The 26447-nt window shown below is 30.9% G+C and carries 27 protein-coding genes and 1 pseudogene; 15 read left to right on the top strand and 13 right to left on the bottom strand.

Annotation, left to right across the window (positions count from 1 at the left end; translation table 11 throughout):
• Window position 1: 1 nt before the first annotated feature.
• Window positions 2-781 carry a 5'-nucleotidase C-terminal domain-containing protein gene (locus ACIQ2J_RS05595; RefSeq protein ID WP_396167414.1) on the bottom strand — a complete coding sequence of 260 codons (780 nt, stop codon included), beginning with the start codon at window positions 779-781 and terminating at the stop codon, window positions 2-4.
• Between the two features lie 47 nt (window positions 782-828).
• Here ACIQ2J_RS05595 and ACIQ2J_RS05590 point away from each other — a divergent pair, with 47 nt between their 5' ends.
• The 14 genes and pseudogenes from ACIQ2J_RS05590 to ACIQ2J_RS05525 all read left to right on the top strand — a co-directional run bounded on the left by ACIQ2J_RS05590 (window position 829) and on the right by ACIQ2J_RS05525 (window position 15619).
• Window positions 829-1347 (top strand): DUF6913 domain-containing protein, encoded by a 519-nt coding sequence (locus ACIQ2J_RS05590; RefSeq protein WP_396167413.1) that lies wholly within the window; start codon window positions 829-831, stop codon window positions 1345-1347.
• Between the two features lie 2 nt (window positions 1348-1349).
• Window positions 1350-2225: a 4-hydroxy-tetrahydrodipicolinate synthase gene (gene dapA, locus ACIQ2J_RS05585; protein ID WP_396167412.1), complete on the top strand. Its 876-nt coding sequence runs from the start codon at window positions 1350-1352 to the stop codon at window positions 2223-2225.
• A gap of 121 nt (window positions 2226-2346) precedes the next feature.
• Window positions 2347-3141 carry an outer membrane protein assembly factor BamD gene (locus ACIQ2J_RS05580; protein WP_396167411.1) on the top strand — a complete coding sequence of 265 codons (795 nt, stop codon included), beginning with the start codon at window positions 2347-2349 and terminating at the stop codon, window positions 3139-3141.
• An 8-nt stretch (window positions 3142-3149) separates the two neighbouring features.
• Window positions 3150-3455 carry a DNA-directed RNA polymerase subunit omega gene (locus tag ACIQ2J_RS05575; protein ID WP_396167410.1) on the top strand — a complete coding sequence of 102 codons (306 nt, stop codon included), beginning with the start codon at window positions 3150-3152 and terminating at the stop codon, window positions 3453-3455.
• Window positions 3456-3476: 21 nt separating this feature from the next.
• Window positions 3477-4685, top strand: a complete 1209-nt coding sequence (gene coaBC, locus ACIQ2J_RS05570) for a bifunctional phosphopantothenoylcysteine decarboxylase/phosphopantothenate--cysteine ligase CoaBC (RefSeq protein WP_396167409.1) — start codon at window positions 3477-3479, stop codon at window positions 4683-4685.
• The gene (locus tag ACIQ2J_RS05565) at window positions 4678-5562 is read left to right on the top strand and encodes a DUF4835 family protein (protein WP_396167407.1); all 885 of its coding nucleotides are present in this window, start codon (window positions 4678-4680) and stop codon (window positions 5560-5562) included. The genes coaBC and ACIQ2J_RS05565 overlap by 8 nt, the downstream gene beginning before the upstream one ends.
• 10 nt (window positions 5563-5572) lie before the next feature.
• Window positions 5573-7225: a DNA repair protein RecN gene (recN, locus tag ACIQ2J_RS05560; RefSeq protein ID WP_396167406.1), complete on the top strand. Its 1653-nt coding sequence runs from the start codon at window positions 5573-5575 to the stop codon at window positions 7223-7225.
• A gap of 75 nt (window positions 7226-7300) precedes the next feature.
• Window positions 7301-8491 carry an enoyl-ACP reductase FabV gene (fabV, locus tag ACIQ2J_RS05555; RefSeq protein WP_396167404.1) on the top strand — a complete coding sequence of 397 codons (1191 nt, stop codon included), beginning with the start codon at window positions 7301-7303 and terminating at the stop codon, window positions 8489-8491.
• Between the two features lie 126 nt (window positions 8492-8617).
• Window positions 8618-10726 carry a T9SS type A sorting domain-containing protein gene (locus ACIQ2J_RS05550; protein ID WP_396167403.1) on the top strand — a complete coding sequence of 703 codons (2109 nt, stop codon included), beginning with the start codon at window positions 8618-8620 and terminating at the stop codon, window positions 10724-10726.
• Window positions 10727-10815: 89 nt separating this feature from the next.
• Window positions 10816-11811: pseudogene (locus tag ACIQ2J_RS05545) on the top strand (glycosyltransferase); the annotation flags it as partial.
• A complete protein-coding gene (gene coaE / locus ACIQ2J_RS05540; RefSeq protein ID WP_396167458.1) occupies window positions 11797-12513 on the top strand; it encodes a dephospho-CoA kinase in 717 nt (238 codons plus the stop codon). The pseudogene ACIQ2J_RS05545 and the gene coaE, both read left to right, overlap by 15 nt.
• A gap of 71 nt (window positions 12514-12584) precedes the next feature.
• Window positions 12585-14168, top strand: a complete 1584-nt coding sequence (locus ACIQ2J_RS05535; protein ID WP_396167402.1) for a sensor histidine kinase — start codon at window positions 12585-12587, stop codon at window positions 14166-14168.
• Window positions 14169-14174: 6 nt separating this feature from the next.
• Window positions 14175-14879 carry a response regulator transcription factor gene (locus tag ACIQ2J_RS05530; protein WP_396167401.1) on the top strand — a complete coding sequence of 235 codons (705 nt, stop codon included), beginning with the start codon at window positions 14175-14177 and terminating at the stop codon, window positions 14877-14879.
• A gap of 83 nt (window positions 14880-14962) precedes the next feature.
• Complete coding sequence (locus ACIQ2J_RS05525) at window positions 14963-15619, top strand: HAD family hydrolase (RefSeq protein ID WP_396167400.1); 657 nt, start codon at window positions 14963-14965, stop codon at window positions 15617-15619.
• A gap of 11 nt (window positions 15620-15630) precedes the next feature.
• Here ACIQ2J_RS05525 and ACIQ2J_RS05520 read toward each other — a convergent pair whose 3' ends face one another.
• The 9 genes from ACIQ2J_RS05520 to ACIQ2J_RS05480 all read right to left on the bottom strand — a co-directional run bounded on the left by ACIQ2J_RS05520 (window position 15631) and on the right by ACIQ2J_RS05480 (window position 22803).
• Window positions 15631-16251 carry a WbqC family protein gene (locus ACIQ2J_RS05520; RefSeq protein WP_396167398.1) on the bottom strand — a complete coding sequence of 207 codons (621 nt, stop codon included), beginning with the start codon at window positions 16249-16251 and terminating at the stop codon, window positions 15631-15633.
• A 43-nt stretch (window positions 16252-16294) separates the two neighbouring features.
• Window positions 16295-17848, bottom strand: coding sequence for a signal peptidase I (gene lepB, locus ACIQ2J_RS05515; protein WP_396167397.1), 1554 nt, complete (start codon window positions 17846-17848; stop codon window positions 16295-16297).
• 55 nt (window positions 17849-17903) lie between these two features.
• A complete protein-coding gene (locus ACIQ2J_RS05510; RefSeq protein ID WP_396167396.1) occupies window positions 17904-18266 on the bottom strand; it encodes a four helix bundle protein in 363 nt (120 codons plus the stop codon).
• A gap of 72 nt (window positions 18267-18338) precedes the next feature.
• Entirely contained in the window at window positions 18339-19052 is a 714-nt protein-coding gene (gene dapB, locus ACIQ2J_RS05505) for a 4-hydroxy-tetrahydrodipicolinate reductase (protein ID WP_396167395.1), read from the bottom strand.
• A 50-nt stretch (window positions 19053-19102) separates the two neighbouring features.
• Window positions 19103-19606: a DUF5683 domain-containing protein gene (locus tag ACIQ2J_RS05500; RefSeq protein WP_396167394.1), complete on the bottom strand. Its 504-nt coding sequence runs from the start codon at window positions 19604-19606 to the stop codon at window positions 19103-19105.
• Window positions 19607-19662: 56 nt separating this feature from the next.
• Entirely contained in the window at window positions 19663-20562 is a 900-nt protein-coding gene (locus ACIQ2J_RS05495; RefSeq protein WP_396167393.1) for a ParB/RepB/Spo0J family partition protein, read from the bottom strand.
• A gap of 3 nt (window positions 20563-20565) precedes the next feature.
• The gene (locus tag ACIQ2J_RS05490; protein ID WP_396167392.1) at window positions 20566-21333 is read right to left on the bottom strand and encodes a ParA family protein; all 768 of its coding nucleotides are present in this window, start codon (window positions 21331-21333) and stop codon (window positions 20566-20568) included.
• Between the two features lie 135 nt (window positions 21334-21468).
• Window positions 21469-22350: an SDR family oxidoreductase gene (locus ACIQ2J_RS05485; RefSeq protein ID WP_396167391.1), complete on the bottom strand. Its 882-nt coding sequence runs from the start codon at window positions 22348-22350 to the stop codon at window positions 21469-21471.
• A gap of 183 nt (window positions 22351-22533) precedes the next feature.
• A complete protein-coding gene (locus tag ACIQ2J_RS05480; RefSeq protein WP_396167390.1) occupies window positions 22534-22803 on the bottom strand; it encodes a hypothetical protein in 270 nt (89 codons plus the stop codon).
• Window positions 22804-22903: 100 nt separating this feature from the next.
• On the opposite strand from ACIQ2J_RS05480, the gene ACIQ2J_RS05475 reads away from it, so the two are divergent.
• Window positions 22904-23272: a winged helix-turn-helix transcriptional regulator gene (locus ACIQ2J_RS05475; RefSeq protein ID WP_396167389.1), complete on the top strand. Its 369-nt coding sequence runs from the start codon at window positions 22904-22906 to the stop codon at window positions 23270-23272.
• 136 nt (window positions 23273-23408) lie between these two features.
• Here ACIQ2J_RS05475 and ACIQ2J_RS05470 read toward each other — a convergent pair whose 3' ends face one another.
• The 3 genes from ACIQ2J_RS05470 to ACIQ2J_RS05460 all read right to left on the bottom strand — a co-directional run bounded on the left by ACIQ2J_RS05470 (window position 23409) and on the right by ACIQ2J_RS05460 (window position 26224).
• Window positions 23409-23891, bottom strand: a complete 483-nt coding sequence (locus tag ACIQ2J_RS05470) for a hypothetical protein (protein WP_396167388.1) — start codon at window positions 23889-23891, stop codon at window positions 23409-23411.
• Between the two features lie 17 nt (window positions 23892-23908).
• A complete protein-coding gene (locus ACIQ2J_RS05465; RefSeq protein ID WP_396167387.1) occupies window positions 23909-24262 on the bottom strand; it encodes a helix-turn-helix domain-containing protein in 354 nt (117 codons plus the stop codon).
• Between the two features lie 795 nt (window positions 24263-25057).
• Complete coding sequence (locus tag ACIQ2J_RS05460; protein WP_396167385.1) at window positions 25058-26224, bottom strand: helix-turn-helix domain-containing protein; 1167 nt, start codon at window positions 26222-26224, stop codon at window positions 25058-25060.
• Window positions 26225-26447: the final 223 nt, after the last annotated feature.

The following is a 26447-nucleotide window of genomic DNA, read 5'->3' as shown; positions in this document are numbered from 1 at the left end:
GCTATTCTTTAGTGATTCTTATATCGTTATTAATTTTCAAGGTATCCACATCTTTAAAATAATCAATCATAATGTTGCGTAGCTTGTAGTCTAAATCGTGTCTTTCCACATTATTTTTAAAGAAGTTCATATTGTCGCCACCATTGGATAAATAATCGGAAGTAACTACATAATAAATCTTGTCTTTTTCAAGAGGTTTACCTTGCACCAAAATGTTAATAGGTTGGTTGTCTTTAGATATTGTAAATGTCATTCCTGCTAACGGATGCGGTTTCTTTTCGGAAATAATATAATTGGCAATTTCTAAAATTTGTTCTTGTTTTAAACCAACTACTACAGCACTATTTTCAAAAGGCATCACTTCGTAGGCATTTCTAGCAGTAACATTTCCTTTTGGGATAATAGTTCTAATTCCGCCATGATTTAAAAAAGAGACATCAATTGATTTATGCTCTCTTTGTAAGAAAATAGGATTGCTTTTTTCAAGAGTAATATCGGCAAGAAAACAACCAATATTGGTTTGCCATTTTCCGTTTGATTTTTCTAAGGTTTCTGGGCAATAAGCTAAAACTTCGCTTAAATCCTTGTCAATGTGTTCTCTGTATGGTTTGATGTAGTTTTCAATTTCAGAAACTCCAGTTTGCTTGTCGCTAATGCTAATTTTCTTTCCCTCAATTTTAGAAACATAAAACGGATGACTTGAGCAAGCTGTTAGGAAAATAAATGTTAATAATAAAACAAAATGTTTCATTACAACGGTATAGTTTTTTAGTTTTACCATTATTATACGACTAAAATCAGTTAAATTTGTAATCTTGTAAAAGTACTATGTTTTGGAATAAAATTAAGGAATTTTGGACAAAAAAAATTGTTAAGAAAAAGTTACTAAATGTAAAGCATTTGGCAAGTAATTCTCCTATTAAAAAAGTCGGAATTGTTTTTGATGAAACCTATTTTTATGAAAAAGAAGCGCTAATAGAAGAACTAATAACGAATGGAATTTTAAAAGAGAATATTACTACACTAGTTTTTAAAAATGTGGTTAAGAAAAATGAAACTTTTGATAGTCCTTTTTTTTCTTACAAAAACTTAAGTTGGATTGCCACAATTGATAAAAAGGAAGTTTCTGAATTTATTCAGCAAGATTTAGATTTGTTAATTAGCTATTACGATATTGAAAAATCTGCATTGTTGCTAGTTACCCATCTTTCTAAAGCAAAATTTAAAGTTGGTTTTACTTCCATAGATAAACGATTAAACCATTTTATGGTGGATACTAATGCCGAAAATTATAAAGTTTTTGTTTCCGAATTATTTAAATATTTAAAAATACTTAACAAACTATAACTATGCAATCATTAATAGGAACTGGAGTTGCACTTGTAACCCCATTCAAAAAAGACTTTTCTGTAGATACAGAAGCGTTAACCAGAATTGTAAATTTTCAAATTGAAAATGGAATTGATTATCTTGTAGTTTTAGGAACTACAGCTGAAAACGCTACTTTAAGTCAAGAAGAAAAGGAATTAGTGATTCAAACAATACTATCGGCAAACCAAAAAAGACTGCCTTTAGTGCTTGGCGTAGGTGGTAATAATACCCTACAACTTGTAGAAGAACTGAAAACCAGAGATTTCTCTGATTTTGTTGCAATTCTTTCGGTTTCTCCTTATTACAATAAACCTACTCAAGAAGGTATTTATCACCATTTTAAAGCTATTGCCGAAGCTTCTCCAGTACCAGTTATTTTGTATAATGTTCCTGGTAGAACTGCAAGTAATATGCTTCCAGCAACGGTAATTCGTTTGGCTACTGATTTTAAAAATATTGTAGCTATAAAAGAAGCCGCTGGAGATATAGTGCAAGCTATGAAATTAATTCAAGGAAAGCCCGAAGGCTTTTTAGTAATTTCTGGCGATGATATGGTTACTTTGCCAATGGTTTTAGCTGGTGGAAGTGGTGTTATTTCGGTGATAGGAGAAGGTTTTCCAAGACAGTTTTCCGACATGGTTCGTTTAGGTTTAGAACGAAAGGTAGATGAGGCTTATAAAATTCATTATCAATTAGCCGATGTTATTGATATGATTTTTGAACAAGGAAATCCTGCGGGTATCAAAGAAATCCATAAAACACTAGGGTTATCTGAAAATACAGTGCGATTACCTCTAGTAAATGTCAATGAAGATTTAGCAAATAGAATTTCAAATTTTGTAAAATCATTGTAGTTTTTGCTAATTAAAAACAATAAAAAAAAATCTTTCATAGTATCTAATTATTAACTAATTTTGCAGTTCGTTTTTTAAGGACTAATAATTCTGAATTAAAACTGCATTCATAAAAATAAAAATGAAAAAAATTGTTTCACTTATAGTATTAGTTGTTTTATTTTCGTCGTGTAGCGAATATCAAAAAGCATTAAAATCAGAAGATATTGCTGAAAAATACACTGTTTCTGTTAAATTGTACGAAAAAGGAAAACACGAAAAAGCGATTCGATTGTTTGAGCAAATAGCTCCTTCCTATAAAGGAAAACCACAAGCGGAGAAATTGTTTTATATGTATTCGCAAGCCTATTACAAAACCAAACAATATTACCTAGCTGGCTACCAATTTGAAAGTTTTGCTTCTAGTTATCCAAAAAGTGAAAAACAAGAAGAAGCTCTTTTTCTGGGAGCACAATGTTATACCAAACTATCGCCTGTATATAGCTTAGATCAAACCGATACAGATAAAGCCGTGGATAAATTGCAAAATTTTATTGACACCTATCCAAACTCAACTTATTTACCGGAAGCAAATGCTTTAGTGAAAGGGTTGCGTTATAAAATTGAAAAGAAAGCATTTGAAAATGCTAAACAATATAATACTATTTCCGATTTTAAAGCTGCACAAATAGCTTTTGATAATTTTATTTCTGATTTTCCAGGAACTCCGTTTAAAGAAGAAGCATTATACTATAAGTTCGATTCAGCTTATAAATTAGCTATAAATAGTATTCCATCTAAAATGGAAGATCGATTAAGAAGCGCAAAATTAGCTTATACTAGTTTGACAAAATTTAAAGCAGATTCAAAATTTAAAACAAAAGCTGATGAAATGTTAGCTAATATTGATAAAGATTTACAACAATTTTCTAAATAAAAATGTCCATGGATTTAAAGAAGACCACTGCACCAGTAAACACAATAACGTATAATAAAAATATTATTGAAGAGCCAACCGGTAATGTTTATGAGGCGATAACTATTATTGCTAAAAGAGCAAATCAAATTAATTCGGAAATTAAAAAAGAATTGATTGAAAAATTAGAAGAATTTGCTACTTATAACGATAGTTTAGAAGAAGTATTTGAAAACAAAGAACAAATTGAAGTGTCTAAATTTTATGAAAAACTTCCAAAACCTCATGCTCTTGCAGTGCAAGAATGGTTAGACGGGAAGATTTTTTATAAATAGACTAACAAATAATAAAGAACTATGTCTGTTTTAAGTGGTAAGAAAATAATACTGGGAATTTCTGGTGGTATTGCCGCTTATAAAACAGCAGCCTTGGTTCGGTTATTTATAAAAGCAGGTGCTCATGTCCAAGTGATAATGACACCTGCTTCTTTAGATTTTATTACCCCCTTAACGCTTTCTACTTTATCCAAAAATCCGGTATATTCCAAATTTTATAATGAGGAAGAAGGTTCTAAATGGAATAATCATGTGGAGTTAGGACTTTGGGGAGAAATTATGATTATTGCGCCAGCAACAGCCAATACACTATCTAAAATGGTAAATGGCAATTGCGATAATTTATTAATTGCCACGTATCTATCGGCAAAATGCCCAGTTTATTTTGCTCCTGCAATGGATTTGGATATGTACAAACATCCTTCCACAATTGCATCATTTAATAGATTGCATAAATTTGGAAATATTCTTATTCCAGCAGAAACTGGAGAATTGGCAAGTGGTCTTACTGGAGAGGGCAGAATGGCTGAACCAGAAAATATTATTGCTTTCTTAGAGGCCGATTTATCTAGTAAATTGCCTCTAAAAGGAAAAAAAATACTAATTACTGCAGGTCCCACATACGAAGCAATAGATCCCGTGCGTTTTATAGGTAATCATTCCTCTGGAAAAATGGGTTATGACATAGCAGAAGCTGCTGTAAATCTTGGTGCCGAAGTTATTTTAGTTTCAGGTCCAAATAGTATTACGGTAAAAAACAATTTAATTCAATTAATTAAAGTAGTTTCTGCCGAAGAAATGTATGACAAATGTTTAGAGCATTACGAAGCTATGGATGTAGTAATTGCAGCAGCAGCAGTTGCCGACTATAAGCCAAAATTTGTTGCAAATCAAAAGATAAAAAAAACAGAAGAGTCTTTTTCAATTGAATTAGAAAAAACCAAAGATATATTGGCAGCTTTAGGAAAAGCAAAGAAAAATCAATTTTTAATTGGATTTGCTTTAGAAACTGAAAATGAAATTGAAAATGCAAAGTTGAAAATTCAGAAAAAAAACTTAGATTTGATTGTTTTAAATTCACTTCAAGATGTCGGAGCAGGATTTGGAAAACCAACCAATAAAGTAACTTTTATCGATAAGAATTTCCATATTGAACCTATGGAATTGAAGTTGAAAGAAGCAGTAGCAGTAGATATTTTAAATAAAGTAATAAATCATTATCATGCGTAAAATTTTCAGTATCCTTATTATTTGTTTTTTTGCAAGCGTGCAAGGACAAGAACTTAATTGCAAAGTAATTGTTAATTACGATAAAATAACAAATACTAACAATCAAATATTCAAGACATTGGAGTCTTCTTTGAATGATTTTGTAAATAAAACCGCTTGGACCGAAAAAACCTATAAAGCCGCCGAGAAAATTAATTGTACTATGTTTATTACTTTAAACTCGTACGATGCTACTAATTTTGAGGCAAACATCCAAGTGCAATGTTCTAGACCAATTTATAATTCTAGTTTCACAACTCCATTATTAAATATTAATGATAAAGATTTTTCATTTCAATATACTGAATTTCAAAATTTATTCTACAGTCCAAATAGTTACGAATCCAATTTAATTTCAACTATAGCTTTTTATAGTTACATTATTTTAGGGGTAGATGCAGAAAGTTTTGATTTAGATAGTGGTACCGATTATTTTCAATCAGCACAACAAATTGTTAGCTTAGCTGCGCCTTCAGGAGGAGCAGGTTGGTCACAAACCGATAAAATTCAAAATAGATATTATTTAGTTAATAATCTTTTGTCTGCAACATTTAAACCTTTTCGTGAGGCTATGTTTCAATACCATTTTAATGGAATGGACAACATGAGTAAAGATTTAAAAGGCTCTAAAGAAGCTATTATTAACTCTATAAATACTTTAGTTGCTTTGCACGAAATTCGTCCAAATGCCTATTTAACAAGAATATTTTTTGATGCTAAAGCAGACGAAATTGTTTCTATATTCACAGGAGGTCCAAGCGTTTCTTTAGATGGATTGGTAGATAAATTATCTCGAATTTCCCCTACTAACTCTTCTAAATGGGTTAATATTAAATAGTAATCCCTTTATGATTGTATCTTTATCCATCGAAAATTTTGCTTTAATTGAAAAATTGTCTGTTAGATTTTCTGATGGATTTTCAGTTATTACGGGAGAGACAGGTGCTGGAAAGTCGATTCTTTTAGGTGCTTTAGGTTTGGTTTTAGGAAAACGTGCCGACTTATCCTCATTAAAAAATAAAGAAGAAAAGTGTATTATTGAAGCACATTTTCAAATAAAAAATTACAATCTAAAATCTTTTTTTGAAGCTAATGATTTAGATTATGATGAAGAAACTATCATTCGTAGAGAAATTCTTCCTTCCGGAAAATCAAGAGCTTTTATAAACGATACTCCAGTAAACTTAAATGAATTGCAGGAATTGAGCAATTACTTAATTGATATTCATTCGCAACACCAAACTCAAGAACTTTCGGATGACGCGGTACAGTTTCAAATTATTGATTCGGTTGCATCCAATTGGGAAGTTATTGCCCAATATACTTCCAATTTAAAAGAATATAAAAAATTAAATTCCGAATTAAAATCTAAAAAAGAATTGCTGCAATCTGTTGTAAAAGAGCAAGATTACAATGCTTTTTTATTGGAGGAATTGCTTGCCGCCAATTTAAAATCGGGAGAACAAGAAGAACTAGAAGCACTGTATGAAAAACTTAATAATGTAGAATTTATAAAAGAAAATCTGCTTAAATCACTTTCTATTGCAAATGAAGAACAATTTGGAGTGCTTCAAAATTTAAAAGAAATTAAACTTTCTATTCAAAAAATCGCTCCATTTTCAGCTGAATTTAATGCTTTAAACGAGCGAGTTTCAAGTGTTTTAATTGAGTTTGATGATATTGAAAAAGAATTAAACCAATTATCGGAAAGTGTGTTTTCAAGTCCAGAGGAATTAGAAGCAACCAATGATAAGTTGCAAATAATTTATTCACTTCAAAAAAAGCACCAAGTAATTACGGTGGAAGAATTATTAGAAATTCAAAATAACTTGGATGCCAAAGTAGTTTCGGTAGTCACTTTAGAATCGGAAATTAGTTCTATTGAAAATCAAATTACTTCTTCTGAACAAATATTGAATGATTTAGCAGTTAAAATTCATAGTAATAGACTAAAAGCAATACCTATTTTAACCAATAAATTAGCTCTAATTTTAGAGCCACTTGGTATGGTAAATGCAAGATTTGACATACAATTAACTACTAAGGAAGTCTATTTCACAAATGGAAAAGACGAAATTCAATTTTTGTTTTCAGCCAATAAAGGATCTGATTTTGGTTTGTTGAAAAAAGTAGCATCTGGTGGCGAAATGTCTCGAATTATGTTGGCTGTAAAATCGGTATTATCGCAATATTCAAAACTTCCAACCATAATTTTTGATGAAATTGATACCGGAGTTTCTGGTGAAATAGCCCATAAAATGGGTGAAATATTGAAACAAATGAGTGTCAATATGCAAGTTTTTGCCATTACCCATTTGCCACAAATAGCAGGAAAAGGAAAAGATCACTTTAAAGTTTTTAAAGTGGTTAAAGAAAATCAAACGCAATCCGAATTGAAATTACTTACTAAAGATGAGCGAGTTATAGAGATTGCACAAATGCTTTCGGGATCTACTATATCCGAATCGGCATTAAATCACGCAAAGGAATTGCTTAACTAAAAAATAGATTTATATTTGTTTGCTGTTTTTAGAACCCAAAAAAGCAGTAATTATTAAACACGAAATTTTCAAATTATGATTATAGAACCAAGAATGCGCGGCTTTATTTGTTTAACAGCACATCCAAAAGGTTGCGAGCAAAACGTAAAAAATCAAATAAAATATGTACAATCCAAAGGACCTATTGCTGGTGCCAAACGAGTTTTGGTTATTGGCGCATCTACAGGATTTGGATTAGCTTCTAGAATTTCTAGTGCTTTTGGCTGTGGCGCTGCTACTATTGGCGTTTTCTTTGAAAAGACACCAACAGAAGGTAAAACTGCTTCTCCTGGATGGTACAATTCGGCAGCATTTGAAAATGAAGCAAAAAAAGCTGGTTTGTATGCTAAAAGTGTTAATGGAGACGCATTTTCAAAAGAAGTAAAACAACAAGTTATAGACACTATTAAAGCCGATTTGGGTCAGATAGATTTAGTTATTTATAGTTTGGCTTCTCCAGTGCGAATGCACCCAGAAACAGGTGTTTTGCACCGTTCCACTTTAAAACCTATTGGATCTACTTTTACAAATAAAACCGTTGATTTTCATACTGGTAATGTAACGCAAGTTTCTATAGAACCTGCTAATCAAGAAGATATCGATAACACCGTTGTAGTTATGGGCGGTGAAGATTGGGCTATGTGGATGCATGATTTAAAAGACGCTAATTTGTTGGCTCCTGGAGCAACTACTTTAGCTTATTCTTACATAGGGCCATCGGTTACCGAAGCAGTTTATAGAAAAGGTACCATCGGAAGAGCTAAAGACCACTTAGAAGCAACTGCATTTACTATTACAGATGCTTTAAAAGATCTTAACGGAAAAGCCTATGTTTCTGTTAATAAGGCTTTAGTTACTCAAGCAAGTTCCGCTATTCCAGTTATTCCTTTGTATATTTCTTTATTGTATAAAATTATGAAAGCCGACGGAATTCACGAAGGTTGCATTGAGCAAATCCAACGTTTGTACAGCCAAAGATTATACTCAGGTAAAGAAGTTCCAACGGATGCTAACGGAAGAATTAGAATAGACGATTGGGAAATGCGTGACGATGTCCAAGAAAAAGTTGCGGATTTATGGACCAAAGCTACCACTGAAACTTTACCAGAAATAGGGGATCTAGCAGGCTATAAACAAGATTTCTTAAATTTATTTGGATTTGGATTTGAGGGAGTAGATTATGAAGCGGATACTAATGAAATGGTTACTATACCGAGTATAGGTTAGATTTTTAACAAATGTTTAATTGAAATTAAAAAAACCCTTATTTTATTACAAAAATTAAGCTCAAAATTAATATTTTGGGTTTTTTTTTGTAAGTTTGCTTATACTAATTTTAAAACCCAAACACATATGAAAAAAATTACTTTTTTATTGCTGATGTTAGGATTTTCTTCCTTAATGTCTGCGCAATGTTTAACTTCCGTTAATGGTCAGTATCCATTAAATATTTATTCAATTGATATTTGTGATGGTTTAACTCAAAATAATGTTACAACTTGTGGCTACGCTAGTGAATATTCCGTAGTAACTGTTGTAGAAGGAGAGACTTATACTTTTGGAAGTTCTGCTACAACTGATATTGTTACAATAAGTACGGATTCAGGCGCTACTGCCGAAACTTTCGGAACCGGAAGTGTTTCCTGGGTTGCCACAGTTACTGGTGATATATGGTTTTATACTAGTTTAGATGATGGAGCTTGTGGTTCACAAAATACTTGTAGAACACGATATGTAATTTGTGGTATCCCACCAACATGTATAGCTCCAACTAATTTAGTTTCTTCTAATATTACTACTACATCAGCTACTGTTTCTTGGACTACTTCAGTAACAGATCCAGCTTTTGGATATGAATATTATTTATCAACCTCTAGCACTACTCCACTTCCAACAGACCCTGCAACTGCAGGCGAGGCTCCTGGAGTTACAACAACTAGTTTAACATTTTTAACACCTGCAACAGTCTATTATGTTTGGGTTCGATCAATCTGTAGTGCAACAGATACCTCTGGATGGAGTTCAGTAGTAAGCTTTCCAACTTTGTGTAATCCTGTAACCGATTTTTCTGAAAGTTTTGATGATTCTCTTGATTTACCAGTTTGTTGGGCAAAAGTCGGAACTGGAGGAAGTGCCTATGTTCAAACTTCTGGAACAACAACTTCTCAACCTAATAATTTATATTTTGCTAGCTGGAGCGCTACCGATTTAGGTATAGTTTCTATGATACCTGTTTCTAATGCAGGTGATGGTACTCATAGACTTCGTTTTAGAGCAAGAAGTAATTTCACAGTTGGAGGTGTTATAGAAGTTGGATATTTAACCGACCCTTTTGATGCTACAACTTTTGTTGGATTACAAACTTTTACAACAACATCAACAAATACATTTGATTATTTTTCTGCAATTTTAGGAACTACTCCTGGTGCAAATCAAGTATTAGCATTTAGACATACAGGTGTTCCTTCAAATAGTGTATTAATTGATGATGTAATTTGGGAGCCACTTCCAAGTTGTGTTGAACCAAGTCCATTAGCAGTTTCTGGAGTTACAGATACTAGTGCCGATTTATCTTGGACTGCTTCTGTTTCCAATCCATCTGGATACGAATATGTTTTAGATGAAATAGCTACAGATCCAACTGTTGCTGGTGTATTGACTACTTCAATAAGCTTTAGTGCTACAGCATTAAATCCTTTAACGACTTATTATTTTCACGTTAGAGCAAAATGTTCATCCACTTCAAATAGTGCATGGTTAACTGTTTCATTTACAACTCTTGCAACTCCACCTTCTAATGACAATTGTATGAATGCAATCTCAATAACTGCAGGATCTGTTTTTACTGATTCTCCTGTTATAGGAACTACAATTGGTGGTTTGACAATGAATGGTTTGACTTTTGCATGTCAAACAAATAGAAAAAATGATGTTTGGTATACAGTAGTTGTTCCTGCTTCAGGAACATTAACTGTTGAAACGGATACTACAGATGGAACAACAATGACGGATTCAGTATTATCCGTATTTAGTGGAACATGTGGTTCTTTAATGGAAGTTGGATGTGATGATGATTCAGGAAATGGTAATTTCTCTAAAGTTGTTTTGTCAGCATTGACACCGGGAACTACTTTGTACATTGGGGTTTGGACATACAATTCTACATTTGGTGTCGATGGCAATTTTCAATTGTCAGCTTACGATGCTTCGTTAGCTAATACTAATTTTGATACTAAAACTTTTACTTACTATCCAAATCCTGTTAAAGATGAATTAAATTTATCGTACTCACAAAACATCTCTAAAGTTCAGGTAATTAATTTATTAGGACAAGAAATGATTGTTAAAACAATGAATGATACTCAAGGTCAAATAGATATGTCACCTCTTTCTACTGGAACTTATTTAGTAAAAGTAACTTCTGAAGATCAAGTTAAAACTATCAAAGTGATTAAAGAATAATAAAAAAAATATTTATTTTTTTTATTAAAAGTCCTGCTTCGGCAGGACTTTTTTTTTAAGAAAGAGTATATTTGTTAAAATTTTTCAGAATGTATTTTTCAATTATTATACCTGTCTATAACCGACCCGACGAAATAAAAGAACTACTAGAAAGTTTGCTTCAATCTACCTATACAAATGATTATGAGATTGTAATTGTAGAAGATGGATCGACTATTACTTGTGAAGAGGTTGTTGCAAAATATTCCAACAGTTTAAATATTTCTTATTATTTTAAAAAAAATTCAGGACCTGGAGATTCTAGAAATTTTGGAATGCAAAAAGCGAATGGAGATTATTTTATTATTTTCGATTCGGATTGTATCATTCCAAGCCAATATTTAAATGAAGTAGAAAAGGAACTAAAATCCAATTATGTAGATTGTTTTGGCGGGCCTGATAAAGCATTAAAATCCTTTTCTAATATACAAAAGGCAATAAATTTTGCTATGACATCCTTTTTAACTACAGGAGGAATTAGAGGTGGATCTGAAAAAATAAATAAATTCCAGCCGAGAAGTTTCAATATGGGAATTTCCCAAAAAGCATTTCTAGATTCTAAAGGTTTCGGAAACATCCACCCAGGCGAAGACCCAGATTTATCCATCCGATTATGGAAATTAGGGTATGATACTCGATTATTCACTTCTGCTTATGTTTATCATAAACGAAGAATTGACTGGGACAAATTCAGTATTCAAGTTTCTAAATTTGGTAAAGCCAGACCTATATTAAACTCATGGTATCCTGAATACAGCAAAATAACCTATTGGTTTCCTTCCTTATTTGTATTGGGATTCCTTGTGTCTTTTGTTTTGCTTTTCGCACTTTTTGATTGGGCATTAAAATTTTATTTTGCCTATTTTGTCTTAATTTTTACTGTTTCTTCCATCCAAAATAGAAACCCGTTAATAGGAATTCTATCCGTTGTAGCAGTTTGGAAACAATTTTTTGGCTACGGTTTTGGTTTTTTGAAGTCTTTTTTTAAAATTAGTATTCTTAAAAAAGAACCTCAAGTTGCATTTCCAGAATTGTTTTTTAAAATTAACTCCAATGTAGATAGTACAATTACTTCTCCGATTATTCCAGAAATAAAACAAATTTCCTCACCTATTTCAAAGTCACCTTTTATTGTTGATGAAGATTTTAAAAATCTTAACAAACCAAAGATAATTGGCTTGACAGGAGGAATAGGAAGCGGAAAAACAACTGTTGCTAATTATTTTCAATCTAAAGGAATTCCAGTTTATATTTCGGACGTAGAAGCAAAAAAAGTAATGGCATCTCCAGAAATTATAAGTCAAATTGTAGCTATTTTTGGAGCCGATATTTTAGGAGAAAACGATACTTTAAATAGAGATAAATTAGCTTCTATTGTGTTTAATAATCCAGATAAATTAAAGCAGCTCAATTCTATAGTTCACCCAGCTGTAAAAAAACATTTTGAACAATGGGTAGGGAATAATAAAAATTTTCCTTACCTTGTTAAGGAGGCTGCTATCCTTTTTGAAAGTGGAAGTTATAAAGATTGCGATGCAATCATTACTGTCTGTGCTCCCATGGAAACTAGAATTAATAGAGTTTTAGAAAGGGATGCATCTACAAGAGAAAAAGTTCTTCAGCGTATTAATAACCAAATTTCGGATGATGAAAGGATTGCTAAAAGCCAATATGTAATCACAAATGAAAATTTTGATCAAACTAAAATTCAGATGGACAATATTTTGAATTTATTGAAAGATATATAAAAAAATAAACCAATGTTAATGTTTGGTTAATACATTAACAGGTTAAATGTTAAAATGCTAAATTTGTTATTATGAATAAGTTTGTTTTTAGGTTATTGGTTTTATTAATGAGCTTGTCTTTATTGGGGATAATTTTTGTTCAAGTTTATTGGTTCAATACTTCTTTAGAAAACAACGAAGAACAGTTTAGATTTCATGTTAAACAAGTTTTAGGAAATGTATCCCAAAAGTTACAAAAACAAGAAGAATACACTTTTTATAATAAATATAAAAAGTTAAAAGATAGCACGGGTAAAGCACCACTAAAAAACGATTTATTGGAATATGGTTATTACCAACGAAATGCTAAAACTAACGAAACAATAATTTATTCCAATAGCATAATATCCGAAGATTACGATATTTTTTCGACGTTCTTTGATAAAAAAACAGACAGTGTAAAAATTAAAAATTTTACAGCAAAACGAAAAACAGAGATTTTTAACAACAATTCTTTGGATAATTTAGGAATACAAAATAAATTAACACCAGATGTAACAATTGAAAAATCAGGTAGTTTAGAATTATTAGAAAGTGCACAATTTGAAATTGCCTACAAAGATATTGCTGCCAATTATTCCATTCAAGATCGTGTTTCTAAGGAGATGATTCAAAAGTTGCTTGAAAATGAATTAATAGAGTATGGTGTCAAAACCCCTTTTGAATTTGATATCTATAGTAATGGATTAGCAACTAAAATAAAATCAGAACATTTTTATTATGATAAATATTCAACTTATTCTATTCCTGTTTTTATTGATAACGATGGAAATAACAAATATATGTTGTTGGTTACATTTCCACAAAAAAAGAAGTTTTTGTTCTCTGAAATTTTAGGAATTACACTATTATCTATAATCTTTACATTAATTATTATTATTGCATACGCTAATGCTTTGCATCAATTAATAAAACAACGTCAAATTTCAGAAATTAAAACCGATTTCATCAACAATATGACCCACGAGTTTAAAACTCCTATTGCAACAATCAATTTAGCATTAGACGCCATTAAAAATCCAAAGGTAATTGACGATAAAGAAAAAGTCTTACGTTATCTACAAATGATTCGAGACGAAAATAAAAGAATGCATGCCCAAGTTGAGAACGTTCTTAGAATATCCAAACTAGAGAAAAAAGAATTGGACATCGCTAAAGAATCGCTTGACGTACAACAAGTAATAGAAGATGCCATAGAGCACGTTCATCTAATTATTGAAGACCGACAAGGTGAAATAACAACACATTTTAATGCTAATAGAACTTCCGTTTTATTAAATGATGTTCATTTTACCAATGTATTAGTCAATATTTTAGACAACGCAATAAAATATTCACCCGAAAATCCAGTTATTGATATATACACCGAGAATGTAAATGATTTTATTCTCATTAAAATTAAAGATCAAGGCTCCGGAATGAATAAAGCAGCTCAAAAAAGAATTTTTGAAAAATTCTATCGGGAGCATACTGGTGATTTACATAACGTTAAAGGTCACGGATTAGGTTTGGCGTATGTAAAAAGAATAGTTGAAGACCATAACGGTCAAATTTTCGTTGAAAGCGAAAAAGGAAAAGGAAGTATATTTATAATAAAATTACCATTGATAAATTAAAAGATTATGGAAGCAGAAAACAAAAAAATACTATTAGTAGAAGACGACCAAAATTTTGGTGCAATTCTTAAAGACTACCTTATGCTAAACGACTTTGATGTTACTTTAGCTAAAAACGGTATGGAGGGTTTTGAAAAATTTAAAAAAGACACTTACGATTTGTGTATTTTAGATGTTATGATGCCTTACAAAGATGGCTACACATTAGCAAAAGAAATTCGTGATAAAAATAAAGAAGTGCCTATTGTTTTCTTAACTGCTAAAACCATGAAAGAAGATGTGCTTAAGGGATACAAAGTTGGAGCCGATGATTATCTTAATAAACCTTTTGATTCAGAAGTTTTATTAATGAAAATAAGAGCTATCATGCTTAGAAAATCCTCTGAAGTAAAGCCTGAAAATGTGCAATTCGAATTTCAAATAGGAAAATTTCATTTGAACTCTAAACTTCGTTTTCTTGATTTTCCTGGAAATGAACCAATTAAATTATCTCCTAAAGAAAATGAATTGTTAAAAATGTTAGCTGTTTATGTAGAAGATTTAATGCCAAGAGAATTGGCTCTTACTAAAATATGGAGAGATGATAATTATTTCACTTCCAGAAGTATGGACGTGTATATTGCCAAACTGCGCAAGTATCTTAAAGAAGATCCAAACGTAGAAATTCTAAACATCCATGGTGAAGGATTTAGATTAGTAGTTAAAAAATAATACTTTAAAACTCCAAGAAATTGGAGTTTTTTTTAAATTTATTTATTTCAATCTTCAATTAAATTTAGATAATTTAACAAAACATGATACAAACTGTAATTTTTGACATGGATGGGGTAATTGTAGACACCGAACCAGTGCACCATTATGCCTATAACCAACATTTCAAACAATTGAACATCGAAGTTTCTCCAGAACTATATGCTTCTTTTACAGGAAATTCCACTAAAAACACCTTTGAAAAACTTAAAGTAAATTTTGATATTTCAGAAGATGTTGCTACATTGGTTGAAACTAAACGCAATTTGTTTAACGATGCTTTTGACTGTAAAGAAGACCTTTGTTTAATTGACGGAGTAGAAGATTTAATAAAAGAATTACACAGCAAAGGAATGCAACTTGTTTTAGCATCTTCATCGGCTAACGTTACGATTGATAGAGTTTTCACTCGATTTGGATTACATCAATATTTCACTTATTTAGTTTCGGGTGAAGATTTCCCTAACTCTAAACCACATCCTGCAATTTTTGAGCATGCTGCTAAATTATCCGGTACTCCAATTGCAAATTGTATTGTTATCGAAGATAGTACTAATGGAATACTTGCTGCTAAAGCCGCTGGGATTTATTGCATTGGTTATGATAGTGCCAATACTAAACTTCAAGATTATTCTATAGCAGATATGATTATTAGCAACTTTTCAGAATTGAATTTTGATAAGATAATTAGAATAAAGTAGTGTTTATTTAACTATTTAAAGGAAACTTGATTCTTCAAATAATCCTTAGCATAACGTCCTTCGTTAAACAACAAATCCAAGATACTAAGGTTATTGATAAAACCATGTTTATCGCCAAATACTTGGTTGTACGACTCTAATTGTGTAGTGTCTTTTTTACCGTTAATTAAATTCCGATAATCGGTTTTGTCCTTTATTTCGTGAAAATATTCTGTAGTTTTTTCAGGTGTAAAATCCATCCCCAAACATTTAGAAACAAGTTCCATTGTTTGTAAATTCAAATCCATTAAAAAAGTATGCTTTTTAGTGAAAATCGGACGTAAATCATCCTCAAAATATTCGAAAAAAGGAGAAGTTCTATAGGCTGCTTCAAGCGATTTGAAATGTTGTTTTTGCCAATCGAATGCAGTTTCCAATTTTACATCTTGTATTTTTTGATGCGCATTATCAGAATGTTTTATAGGAATATTCAATAACTGAATGCCATTCGGACTATAAATGTACATTCGGTTGCGATTGGTTTGTTTCTGAAAATTATCTTCCATTTCTAAAGTCACTGTGTCGGCATTTGCTAAAGCAACATAGTGACTTATAGAAGGAAAATAACTTGGGTGAATTATGATATTGTTCATTAATGCAAGGTTTAATTTGTTTAAAGAAGTACTTCCTAAACGTTTAAACTTTTTTATCTGCTTTGCGTTTTTTCCAGAAATATTCTCCTACAAAATACAATGCCAATAAACCTAAGAAAAATTTAAAGTAAGATTGTGGCTGCCCTTCACCACTTACTGTAGTAAACAATCTGTTCCATCGGATTTTATTTAGGATTCCAACTCCATTTGTATCCCAACTCATCCAAATAAAAATTGGTTTTCCTACAATGTGATCTTCTGGAACATATCCCCAAAAACGGCTGTCTTCCGAGTTATGACGGTTGTCTCCCATCATCCAATAATAGTTTTGTTGGAAGGTATACGAATTGGCTTTAGCACCATTAATATAAATGTCGGAACCTTTTATCTCTAATTTATTTTTTTCGTATTCGGTAATAATTCTGCTATAAAAAGGTAAAGTTTCCAAATTTAATGCCACCGTTTTTCCTGCTTGAGGAATATAAATTGGACCAAAATTATCTACATTCCAATTTTCTGTATGTGGGAAAATGGATTTATCTATTTCTTTATGAATGATTCTGGTAACCGATTTAATTCCAGGAACATTTTTAAAACGCTCTACACTAGTCGCTGGTAAAGCACTAAAATAGATGGTGTCTTTAGTATTGTTGATTCCATATCTATCGGTAATATCCAATTCTTTAAACAACGATTCGAAGTCAATAGAAACTGCTGGGTCAATTGCCATTTTGTAAGAAAACTGAGGTTTTGCTCTTTCAGGAATTATTAGTTTCTTGCCATTTACAAAAATAATTCCATCTTTAATTGTTAGGGAATCCCCAGCAATACCTACACATCGTTTTACGTAATTCGATTTTTTATCTACAGGTTTATCTGCTTTTCTACCAGAGGTATCGAAGAATTTTTCCACTGTATCTACTGGCCAGTTGAAAACTACAATATCGTTATTTTTAATTTTTTCAATACCTGGAAATCTAAAGTAAGGCAATTGTGGCAATTTAAGATACGACTTGGTATGAATTAATGGCAAGGTATCGTGAACCATCGGTGCAGCAACGGTTGTCATAGGTACTCTAGCGCCATAATTCATTTTGCTTACAAAAAGAAAATCGCCAATCAACAACGATTTTTCTAACGATGCCGTAGGGATAGTAAAGGGTTGAATAAAATACGTGTGTACAAAAGTTGCAACAATTATTGCAAACAAAAGCGAACTAACCGTGTCGCCGGTTTTACTTGCAGCGGTGGTATCTCTTTCAGTTGAATAAATGACTTCTTGTGTGTAATTAACGTAGTAAATGTAAAGTCCACAAGTTACTATACCTAAAAACGTATCTAACGTAGATCTTCTACCAAAACTGCGTAAAATTTCTACCCAAATTACAGGAAACATGATTAAATTAATAATAGGAATAAATAACAAGAAAGTCCACCAAGTTGGGCGATTGATGATTTTCATCAAAACAATAGAGTTGTAAATTGGAATTCCTGCCTCCCAGGATTTTCTACCTGCTTTTTCGTATAATTTCCAAGTTCCTAAATAATGAATTAGTTGAACTCCAAGAAAAAAGATAAACCATTGATAAATGTTCATAGTTTTTTAGTTTTTGTGGTTAAAGAAAATAGAAAATAGAGAAAAGAAAATAGACCTAATTAAGTCCGTTTTGGAATGACATAGTCATTCTTTGAATTTCTTCTATTTTTATTTCTAATTTTTGATATATTATTTCTGTTATATATTTTCTATGTTTTGCAACGATTAATTGAGTTGTTAATTCAAATGAGGATCCTAATGAAATATCTAAAAAATGACTAAAAGATTTATCTGTTCTTGAAGATCCTTCGGCTATATTACTTGGCATTGAAACAGAACATCGACTTATTTGAGAACTTAAATCATATCTTTCATGTTTAGGAAAATCAACTAATATATCCGAAACATCGTTTGCAATTTCAATTCCTAATTGCCAGATTTTTAAATTCTTATAATTATGACGTCTATTAGATCCCATAGTTTATAATTTTAATCTATATTTTCTTCTCTATATTCTCTTCTCTATATTCTATTCTCTATATTCTCTTCTCTATATTCTATTCTCTATTCCTAATACGTCTTTCATCGTGAAAACTCCTTTTTTACCAACCAGCCATTCAGCTGCAATGATGGAACCTAGGGCAAATCCGTCACGACTATGTGCTGTATGTTTTATTTCTATAGTATCCACTTCCGAAGTATAAAAAATACTATGCGTTCCTGGTACATTTTCAATACGTTGTGCATCAATGTAAATTTCATTATCCTTGGCATTTTTATCCAAAGTCCAATTTGTATAATCGGAATTTTCGATAATTCCTTTTGCTAATGTAATTGCCGTTCCGCTTGGTGCATCCAATTTTTGGGTATGGTGAATTTCCTCCATAGTAGCAGAATAATTTTTGAATTTCGACATCATTTTTGCCAAATAAGTATTCAATTCAAAAAATAAATTCACACCCAAACTAAAATTAGAACCATAAATAAAAGAACCATTTTTGTTCTCACAAAGTGCTACCATTTTTGAATATTCTTCTAGCCAACCAGTTGTTCCAGAAACTACTGGAATACCAGAATTTAAACACTCTGAAATATTTGCAACAGCAGAAGTAGGAACGCTAAAATCGATAGCAACATCGGCATTTTCTAATCCAGAATAAGTAGTGTCGCTAGATTTTCGGAGTACAATTTCATGTCCACGTTCTAAAGCAATTTTTTCAATTACTTTTCCCATTTTTCCGTATCCTAGTAGTGCTATTTTCATTAAAGGTTAGTTGGTGTGTAGTTTGGTTTGTAACAAATATTAAGAAAACTTTACAATTTCCAAGTTACACAAATTCCTAAATCTGGTTTTGTTGTGAATTCGTTTCGGTATAAATCGGGTTTAAATGTAAGATTATCGTTTACATTAAATTGCATTAAATGCGCGTCTACATTGGCATCTACAATATTTAAAACATAAAATAATCCAGTAAGTAAAGCCGATAAATCTCTATTTTTTTGGTAGAATTTTTGAGCCGAAATCAGTCGGGCATTATCCAGATAAGTATAATCATCATCAGTAAAGCCCTCTAGTCTTCGCTTGTAAGCATCTCTATACAAATGGTACTTTTTATTGTTACTCATGTAGAAATAAATGGTAGTCCCTAAGGCACCATAAACTAAAGGTAATTTCCAATATTTTTTATTATAAACTTGACCAAGACCAGGAAAAACTGCCGAATAAAAAGCAGCCTTAGATGGAGCAAGCATATTGATTTTGGTTTTTTTTACAGTATCCGTAACGCGTAAATCTTCCCCTAATTCGGTTTGTGCCAATAGGGTAGTGTTGCCTAAAAGGAAGGTAAAAAGGAGTATGTAAAAAAACCGAGCCACTAACCGTTGATTAGTTTTATGATTCGATTAAAATCTTCTTCAGAGTGGAATGGAATTGCAATTTTTCCCTTGCCATTTCCAGCAACTTTTACTTCTACTTTAGCACCAAAGAAATTGGTAAACGCTTTCTTTTGGGTTTCTTCAATAGTAAATGATGCGCTTGGTTTGGCTATTGCAGGAGCAGGTTTTAAACCATCTTGGTGTTTTTTAACCAAAGCCTCGGTATCTCGAACTGAAAGATTTTGACTAACAATTTTTTGGTAAATATCCGTCTGAATATCTTGGTCTTCAATAGTAATCATAGCACGTCCGTGCCCCATACTGATGAAGCCATCTCGAATACCAGTTTGAATTATTGGATCTAATTTTAATAGACGTAAATAATTGGTAATCGTAGAACGTTTTTTTCCTACACGTTCGCTCATTTGCTCTTGTGTAAGTTGAATTTCTTCAATTAATCGTTGGTACGAAAGCGCAATTTCAATAGGATCTAAATCGTGTCGTTGTATGTTTTCTACCAACGCCATTACTAACGATTCGTTGTCATTTGCAATACGAATGTAAGCCGGAATTGTTGTAAATCCAACTAATTTTGAAGCACGCAAACGACGTTCTCCAGATATCAATTGGTATTTGTTGAATTCTAATTTTCTAACGGTAATTGGCTGAATAACCCCAAGTTCCTTAATGGAAGAGGCTAATTCTTTCAAAGACTCTTCATTAAAATTGGTTCTTGGCTGAAACGGATTTATTTCAATCGTGTCGATATCCACTTCAAGGATATTTCCTACAACCTTATCTGCATTTTTATCGTCTACGGATTTAATGTCGTTATCTGGATCTTTTAAAAGCGCCGATAAACCGCGACCTAAGGCTTGTTTTTTTATTGCTTTTGCCATAAATTATTTGCTATTTTTTTGAATAACCTCTTCTGCAAGGTTTAAGTAGTTGGTGGCTCCTTTACTTGTAGCATCGAATGCAATTATACTTTCTCCAAAACTTGGAGCCTCACTCAATTTTACATTTCTTTGGATGATAGTTTTGAAAACCATATCATTAAAATGCTTTTGAACCTCTTCTACCACTTGGTTGGAAAGACGTAAACGCGAATCGTACATGGTTAAAAGAAGTCCTTCAATATCTAAATCAGGGTTGTGAATTTTTTGAACACTTTTGATTGTATTCAATAATTTACCCAATCCTTCTAAGGCAAAATATTCGCATTGAATAGGGATAATCACACTATCGGCAGCGGTTAAAGCGTTTAGTGTAAGTAATCCTAAAGATGGAGCACAATCAATTAAGATGTAATCGTATTGGTCTTTAATTTTTTCTAATGCTTGTTTAAGCATATACTCTCTATTTTCCTTGTCTACCAATTCAATTTCGATGGCAACAAGGTCAATATGTGCTGGAATGACATCAACATTAGGTGAAGACGATTTAATAATCGCATCTTCTGGGATGTTACTGTGCTCTAGAATTTGGTACGTTCCAATCTCTACACTATCTACATCAATGCCCAATCCCGAACTCGCATTGGCTTGCGGGTCGGCATCAATTAATAATACTTTTTTCTCTAAAACACCGAGTGATGCGGCTAAATTAACCGAAGTAGTCGTTTTTCCTACACCACCTTTTTGGTTGGCTATTGCAATGATTTTACCCATTTATACTATTCAAATTTTGAGTGGTAAAAATACAATTTTTTATGGTTTATAAAAGTGTTATTTGTTAACAATAGTTTAAAGTTTAAAGTTTCGGGTTTAAAGTTTTGAGTTTGAAACTTTAAACCCAAAACTTTTTTATTTACTTCCTTTATTTTTTATCATAACCTCTAACATATCCCACATTTCTTGGGGTATTTTTTCTAAGATATTGAATTGACCTGCACCTTGCAGCCATTCGCCTCCATCTATGGTTACAACCTCTCCGTTAATATATGCAGAAAAATCAGAAACTAAATATGCAGCAAGATTTGCTAATTCTTGGTGATCGCCAACTCTTCGCAAAGGGACTTTTTTAGCCATGTCAAATTTTTCTGCTAAGTCACCAGGAAGTAATCTATCCCATGCTCCTTTGGTAGGAAATGGACCCGGTGCAATGGCATTCATTCGGATGCCGTATTTTGCCCATTCTACGGCTAAACTTCTAGTCATGGCAAGTACTCCAGCCTTGGCAGTAGCACTCGGAACTACATATCCAGAACCGGTCCAGGCATAAGTAGTAACAATATTTAATACGTTGCAATTGGTTTGTTTTTGGGCAATCCAATGTTTTCCAAAAGCCAAAGTACAGTTTTTAGAACCTTTTAGAACGATGTCAATAATAGTGTCAAAAGCATTTGCCGAAAGGCGTTCGGTAGGAGAAATAAAATTTCCGGCAGCGTTATTTAATAAAATATCTACTTTACCAAAAACGTTAAGGACTTCTGCAAGCATTGCTTCTACTTGGTCGTAATGCCGAACATCGCATTGCAATGGCAAACATTTTCCACTAGTTGCAGTTTCCAATTCGGATGCAGTTGCTTTTAGTTTTTCAAGATCTCTAGAAGTAATGGCAACATTGGCTCCCAATTCTAAGAAATATTTAGTCATGGCTTTACCCAATCCACTTCCACCACCAGTTACTACAATTACTTTCCCTTTAAGGGCATCATCGCGAAGCATTTTTGCTGAAAAATCCATAATTCGTATAATTTGTTTTTCAAATATACTAAAAATAAATGGTAGGCGCGCATAGTATTATTATAATTTTATAATTCAAATGAATACCAATATTTGGTTGAAGCCAATTTTGCAAGACTAAATTTCTGAAATTGTAGCAACAAAAAAAAGAGGATATAAATCCTCTTGCACATCCTTTTGGGATTAAAATATTTTATTAATTTCTATATACTCCAATTTTTCTAAATACGGAAAGAAGGGTAGTCCTTCCATATTTTTAATAACCTGTTCCATTTCTAAATTTTTAAAAATAAGAACTGCCCCATTAGTATCTGAATTTATGTAGAAATTTTCTAATACTTCTTCTTCCTTCCATTTCTGAATAAAAGGCATCTCTTTTTTCTTTAATGCTTCAAAATCTACCCCTTGGTGATTGGCTGTTATTTTAATCGTAATTACTGCTATTCTTTTCATTTTTTAGATGATTTTAAATTTATAATTAGCAAAATTATTATTTCTGTCTAAATAATCAATATAGGCAACAATCATTGATATAGACTAAAATATTAGACTAATGGAAAATACTAAAGTAAGGAAGACAAAAGATTTCAATCCAGGCAATTGTCCTGTAGTATATTGTATGAATATTATTGGAGGAAAATGGAAGCCAAGTATTATTCACATGATACGAACGGATAGAAATAGATATAGTATTTTATTGAAAAACATCACAGAAATTAGTAAACAAACATTAACCAATCAGTTACGAGAATTAGAGGCAGATGGAATTCTAGAACGAATTATTTATGCTGAAATTCCGCCAAGAGTTGAATACAAGATTACGCCTTACGGAAGTCCTTTATTACCAATTATTGACAGTATGTACCAGTGGGGCAAACAAAATAGTACCTTGGATAATAAAGGATATTGTGAAGAAATATAATTTTTTTTTCTTTTATAAATAGTTACTTGTTTTTCCTAAAAAAGAGAATAGAATCAGAAGTTTGCACTATGTCTCGCAGGATGCTGTATTTTAAGCAGGTAACTTTATTACTTAATAAGGAGTATTATTCAATTTATTACTCTTCGATCCACTTACTCTCTTTTTCGGTAGCGTCCAATACGTCAATTCCTAATTTTGATTGTATTTTTTTTGCCACTTTAAAGGCATCTTCTTTATCTTCGGTTTTATAAAATGTGAGGTGTTTGTTTTTATTGTAGAATAAATTCAAATAAATAATGTCACTAGTTATAGTAGTTGTAGCACTAATTACATTGATGGTTTGGTTTTCCTTAGTTTTAAATACGGATACGTATTCAAATTGTGGGCAAGGTTTCCATTTGCCAAAATGAATTCCGAAAATAGATTTAAGATTTCGATAAGTATTATTTTCTAAATTAATTTCAGAACCTTCTGTAGAAATTAAATTCAACCCAATAGCAATAAAAATGGATCCCATAATTATGTTATAGATGAAAAAATATAACCCTAAAATTAGAAGGACAAATCCGAATAATTTCTTTGCAAATGGGACTTCCTTTAAATAAAGTATTTTATTCATAACGGCTTAATTAGATATTATTCTGGATTTTCAGCGGCATCCAGCATTTTACTGAATTGTTTTAGTTTATCCAAAGGCATTGTTTTTAATTGTTTTTGCCAACTGTTGTCTTCTATTGTTGGGATTAGTTTAGATAATGGATGGTTTTTTTCTATCGGATGATTAGGGTCTTCCTTGAACAGTAAGAGGTCGTTGGGTTGGCAATATAGAGCTTTGCATATTAGGGTGAGGTTATCTAAACGCATAACGTGGGTATTATTGTTTAAAATTTTATGAGCAGTATGTGGATTAATACCAATTCTCACCAAAAAAGAGTGTGGTTTTTCTATTTGGCGCGCTTCTAATACAGATTTTAGGTTTAAGTAAAGCATATCTTCTTAGTTTTTAGATTATGTATTAAGTAAAATTAATAAATCATTTTTAGGTTTTAAAATAGTATCCTATAAAAATTTTATAATAATAAGGCAAAAACAATATTATAAATGGTATAAATGCTATTAAAATCATCAAAAACTATTTTAAAATCATCAAAAAATATTTTAAAATCATCAAAAACTATTTTAATTTAATTAAAATATATATTAAATTAAGTAAAATTTATTTTAAAATTAGCATAAATTATTTTTAAATCGTCATAAATAAAATGTAATACAGCAAAAATTATATTTTAATTGTTAAAAAGTATAACTAAATAGGTAAATATTATTTTTTGATTAGGATTTTAAAAAACGATAAATAGGGAAGCAGCTGCAATACTTAATACTATAAAATAAAAAACCGCTAAACTGGTGAATTAGTATTTGCAATCATTATTGTCCGATTAAAATATTTATTGCTAAAAACATTATATGTTTTTTCTCGCAAAGGCGCGAAGTCGCAGTTTATATCTGAGTTCTTTGCGACTTTGTATCTTAGCGAGAATATATTAAAAATTAAGTTGAGTCTAAAATTTCGTACTATTTGTAAGACTTAATAAAGCAAATAGTTAGTTTTATCGGACAACAATGATTTGCAATACTAATTAAAACCAATATTTTATGAAATTATATTTCACATTGCGATATGTATTATCTGATATTATTGTAAATATAAAAAATTATATTTTTTGTATGCTTTTTGATGTAAAATCGTTGATAGGGACTTATTACTATTGATCACTAATTATTTTAATTACTATTTATGGATGAAATGTATTGATGTGGCGACTTCCCTACAACATCTTTAAAACAGGTAAAGAATGGATTATATGAGCTAAATCCTACATCTTTTGATAGTGATTCCAGAGTGTTTGTAGCTAAATAATTATTATTAATTAAAGTTAATGAATTTTGAATTCTTGATATTTTCTTAAAATCTGAGAAGGATAGTTTAGAATGGTACTTTAAAATATATTTCAAATGACTAACAGGAATGTTTAGTACTTGAGCTAAGTCTTTCATAGAAAATTCCGGATTTGTAAAATAACTATTGTTAAATAGAAGAGCGTTTAATTCATATAGGTATGATTCAATTTTAGTCCCCATTTTTTCTTTTAACAATTGGTCTTGGTTATTATTTATTTTAATTTTTGAATGTATATTCCAATAATTATTTCTTTTTAAATCGGAATTAGTTTTAGTGGATTCTACCTGTAAATAAGAATATCCGAAAAGTATTTCTGGATTAGATAAAATTATTATATATAACACAATCCAAACTAATGCAGTAATCCAAAGAAACTTTATTTCATCAATAACTACAGGTTCATAAAATAAATATTGCTTATAATATAAAAGAAAGAATCGCAACAAAAACGCATTTATAACAATAAATAATACAATTGTCCATTTCTTGATTAAATCATTTTGGGTTATTATAAAACTTAAAGTTGCTTTTTTATTCCACACATTTTTTTTAAGTAATAAAAAAATTAATAGAATATAAACGAGAGAGTAAATAGCAAAAAATTGACTAAAGTAATAGTTCAATTTATATTTAAATATACTGTCGAATATTAAATATTCTCGTTCGATTATTGCTAAAAAAAGAAATATAATATGTAGTAAATCTTTAAAAAAAATATGTTTATGATCCTTAATTAAATATTTAAAATATATATAAAAAGACGGTAAAAGTAAAGAAATATAAATATTAATTTTTAAAGAAAAAGTTTTTAAATCAGCAATATTGTAAATTTCTGCAATGCCACCTATCATCAATCTGGTGCTTGAAATAAGAAATATAAACAATAAGAAAAAGTTTAATATTCTATTGTTTTTATAATTTTTAAGGGCTAAAAAAATAACGATATAACTCAGAAAAGCCGAGAATATTAGTATAATGTTAGAAGTCATAGGGGGCATGGTTTTATTAATTACTTTTTAATTTTATTTAGTAGATAAAAGCTTTATTTTTCGATTTTTAGTAAATGCTAAATTATACAAATTAAAATAATTTAAGTTTTTTTTTTGTTACTAAAAATTGTAAATTCTTACTATTTATTTAAAAAAACGGCAAGTCTATTTGTCATGTCTTTTCTCTTTTACTTTTGTGTAGTAGTATTGCCAAATATTTTAA

Origin of the sequence: Flavobacterium sp. (assembly GCF_044357305.1) — a bacterium.
Classification (GTDB): Bacteria; Bacteroidota; Bacteroidia; order Flavobacteriales; family Flavobacteriaceae; genus Flavobacterium.
This window is presented reverse-complemented; position numbering and strand designations above follow the sequence as displayed.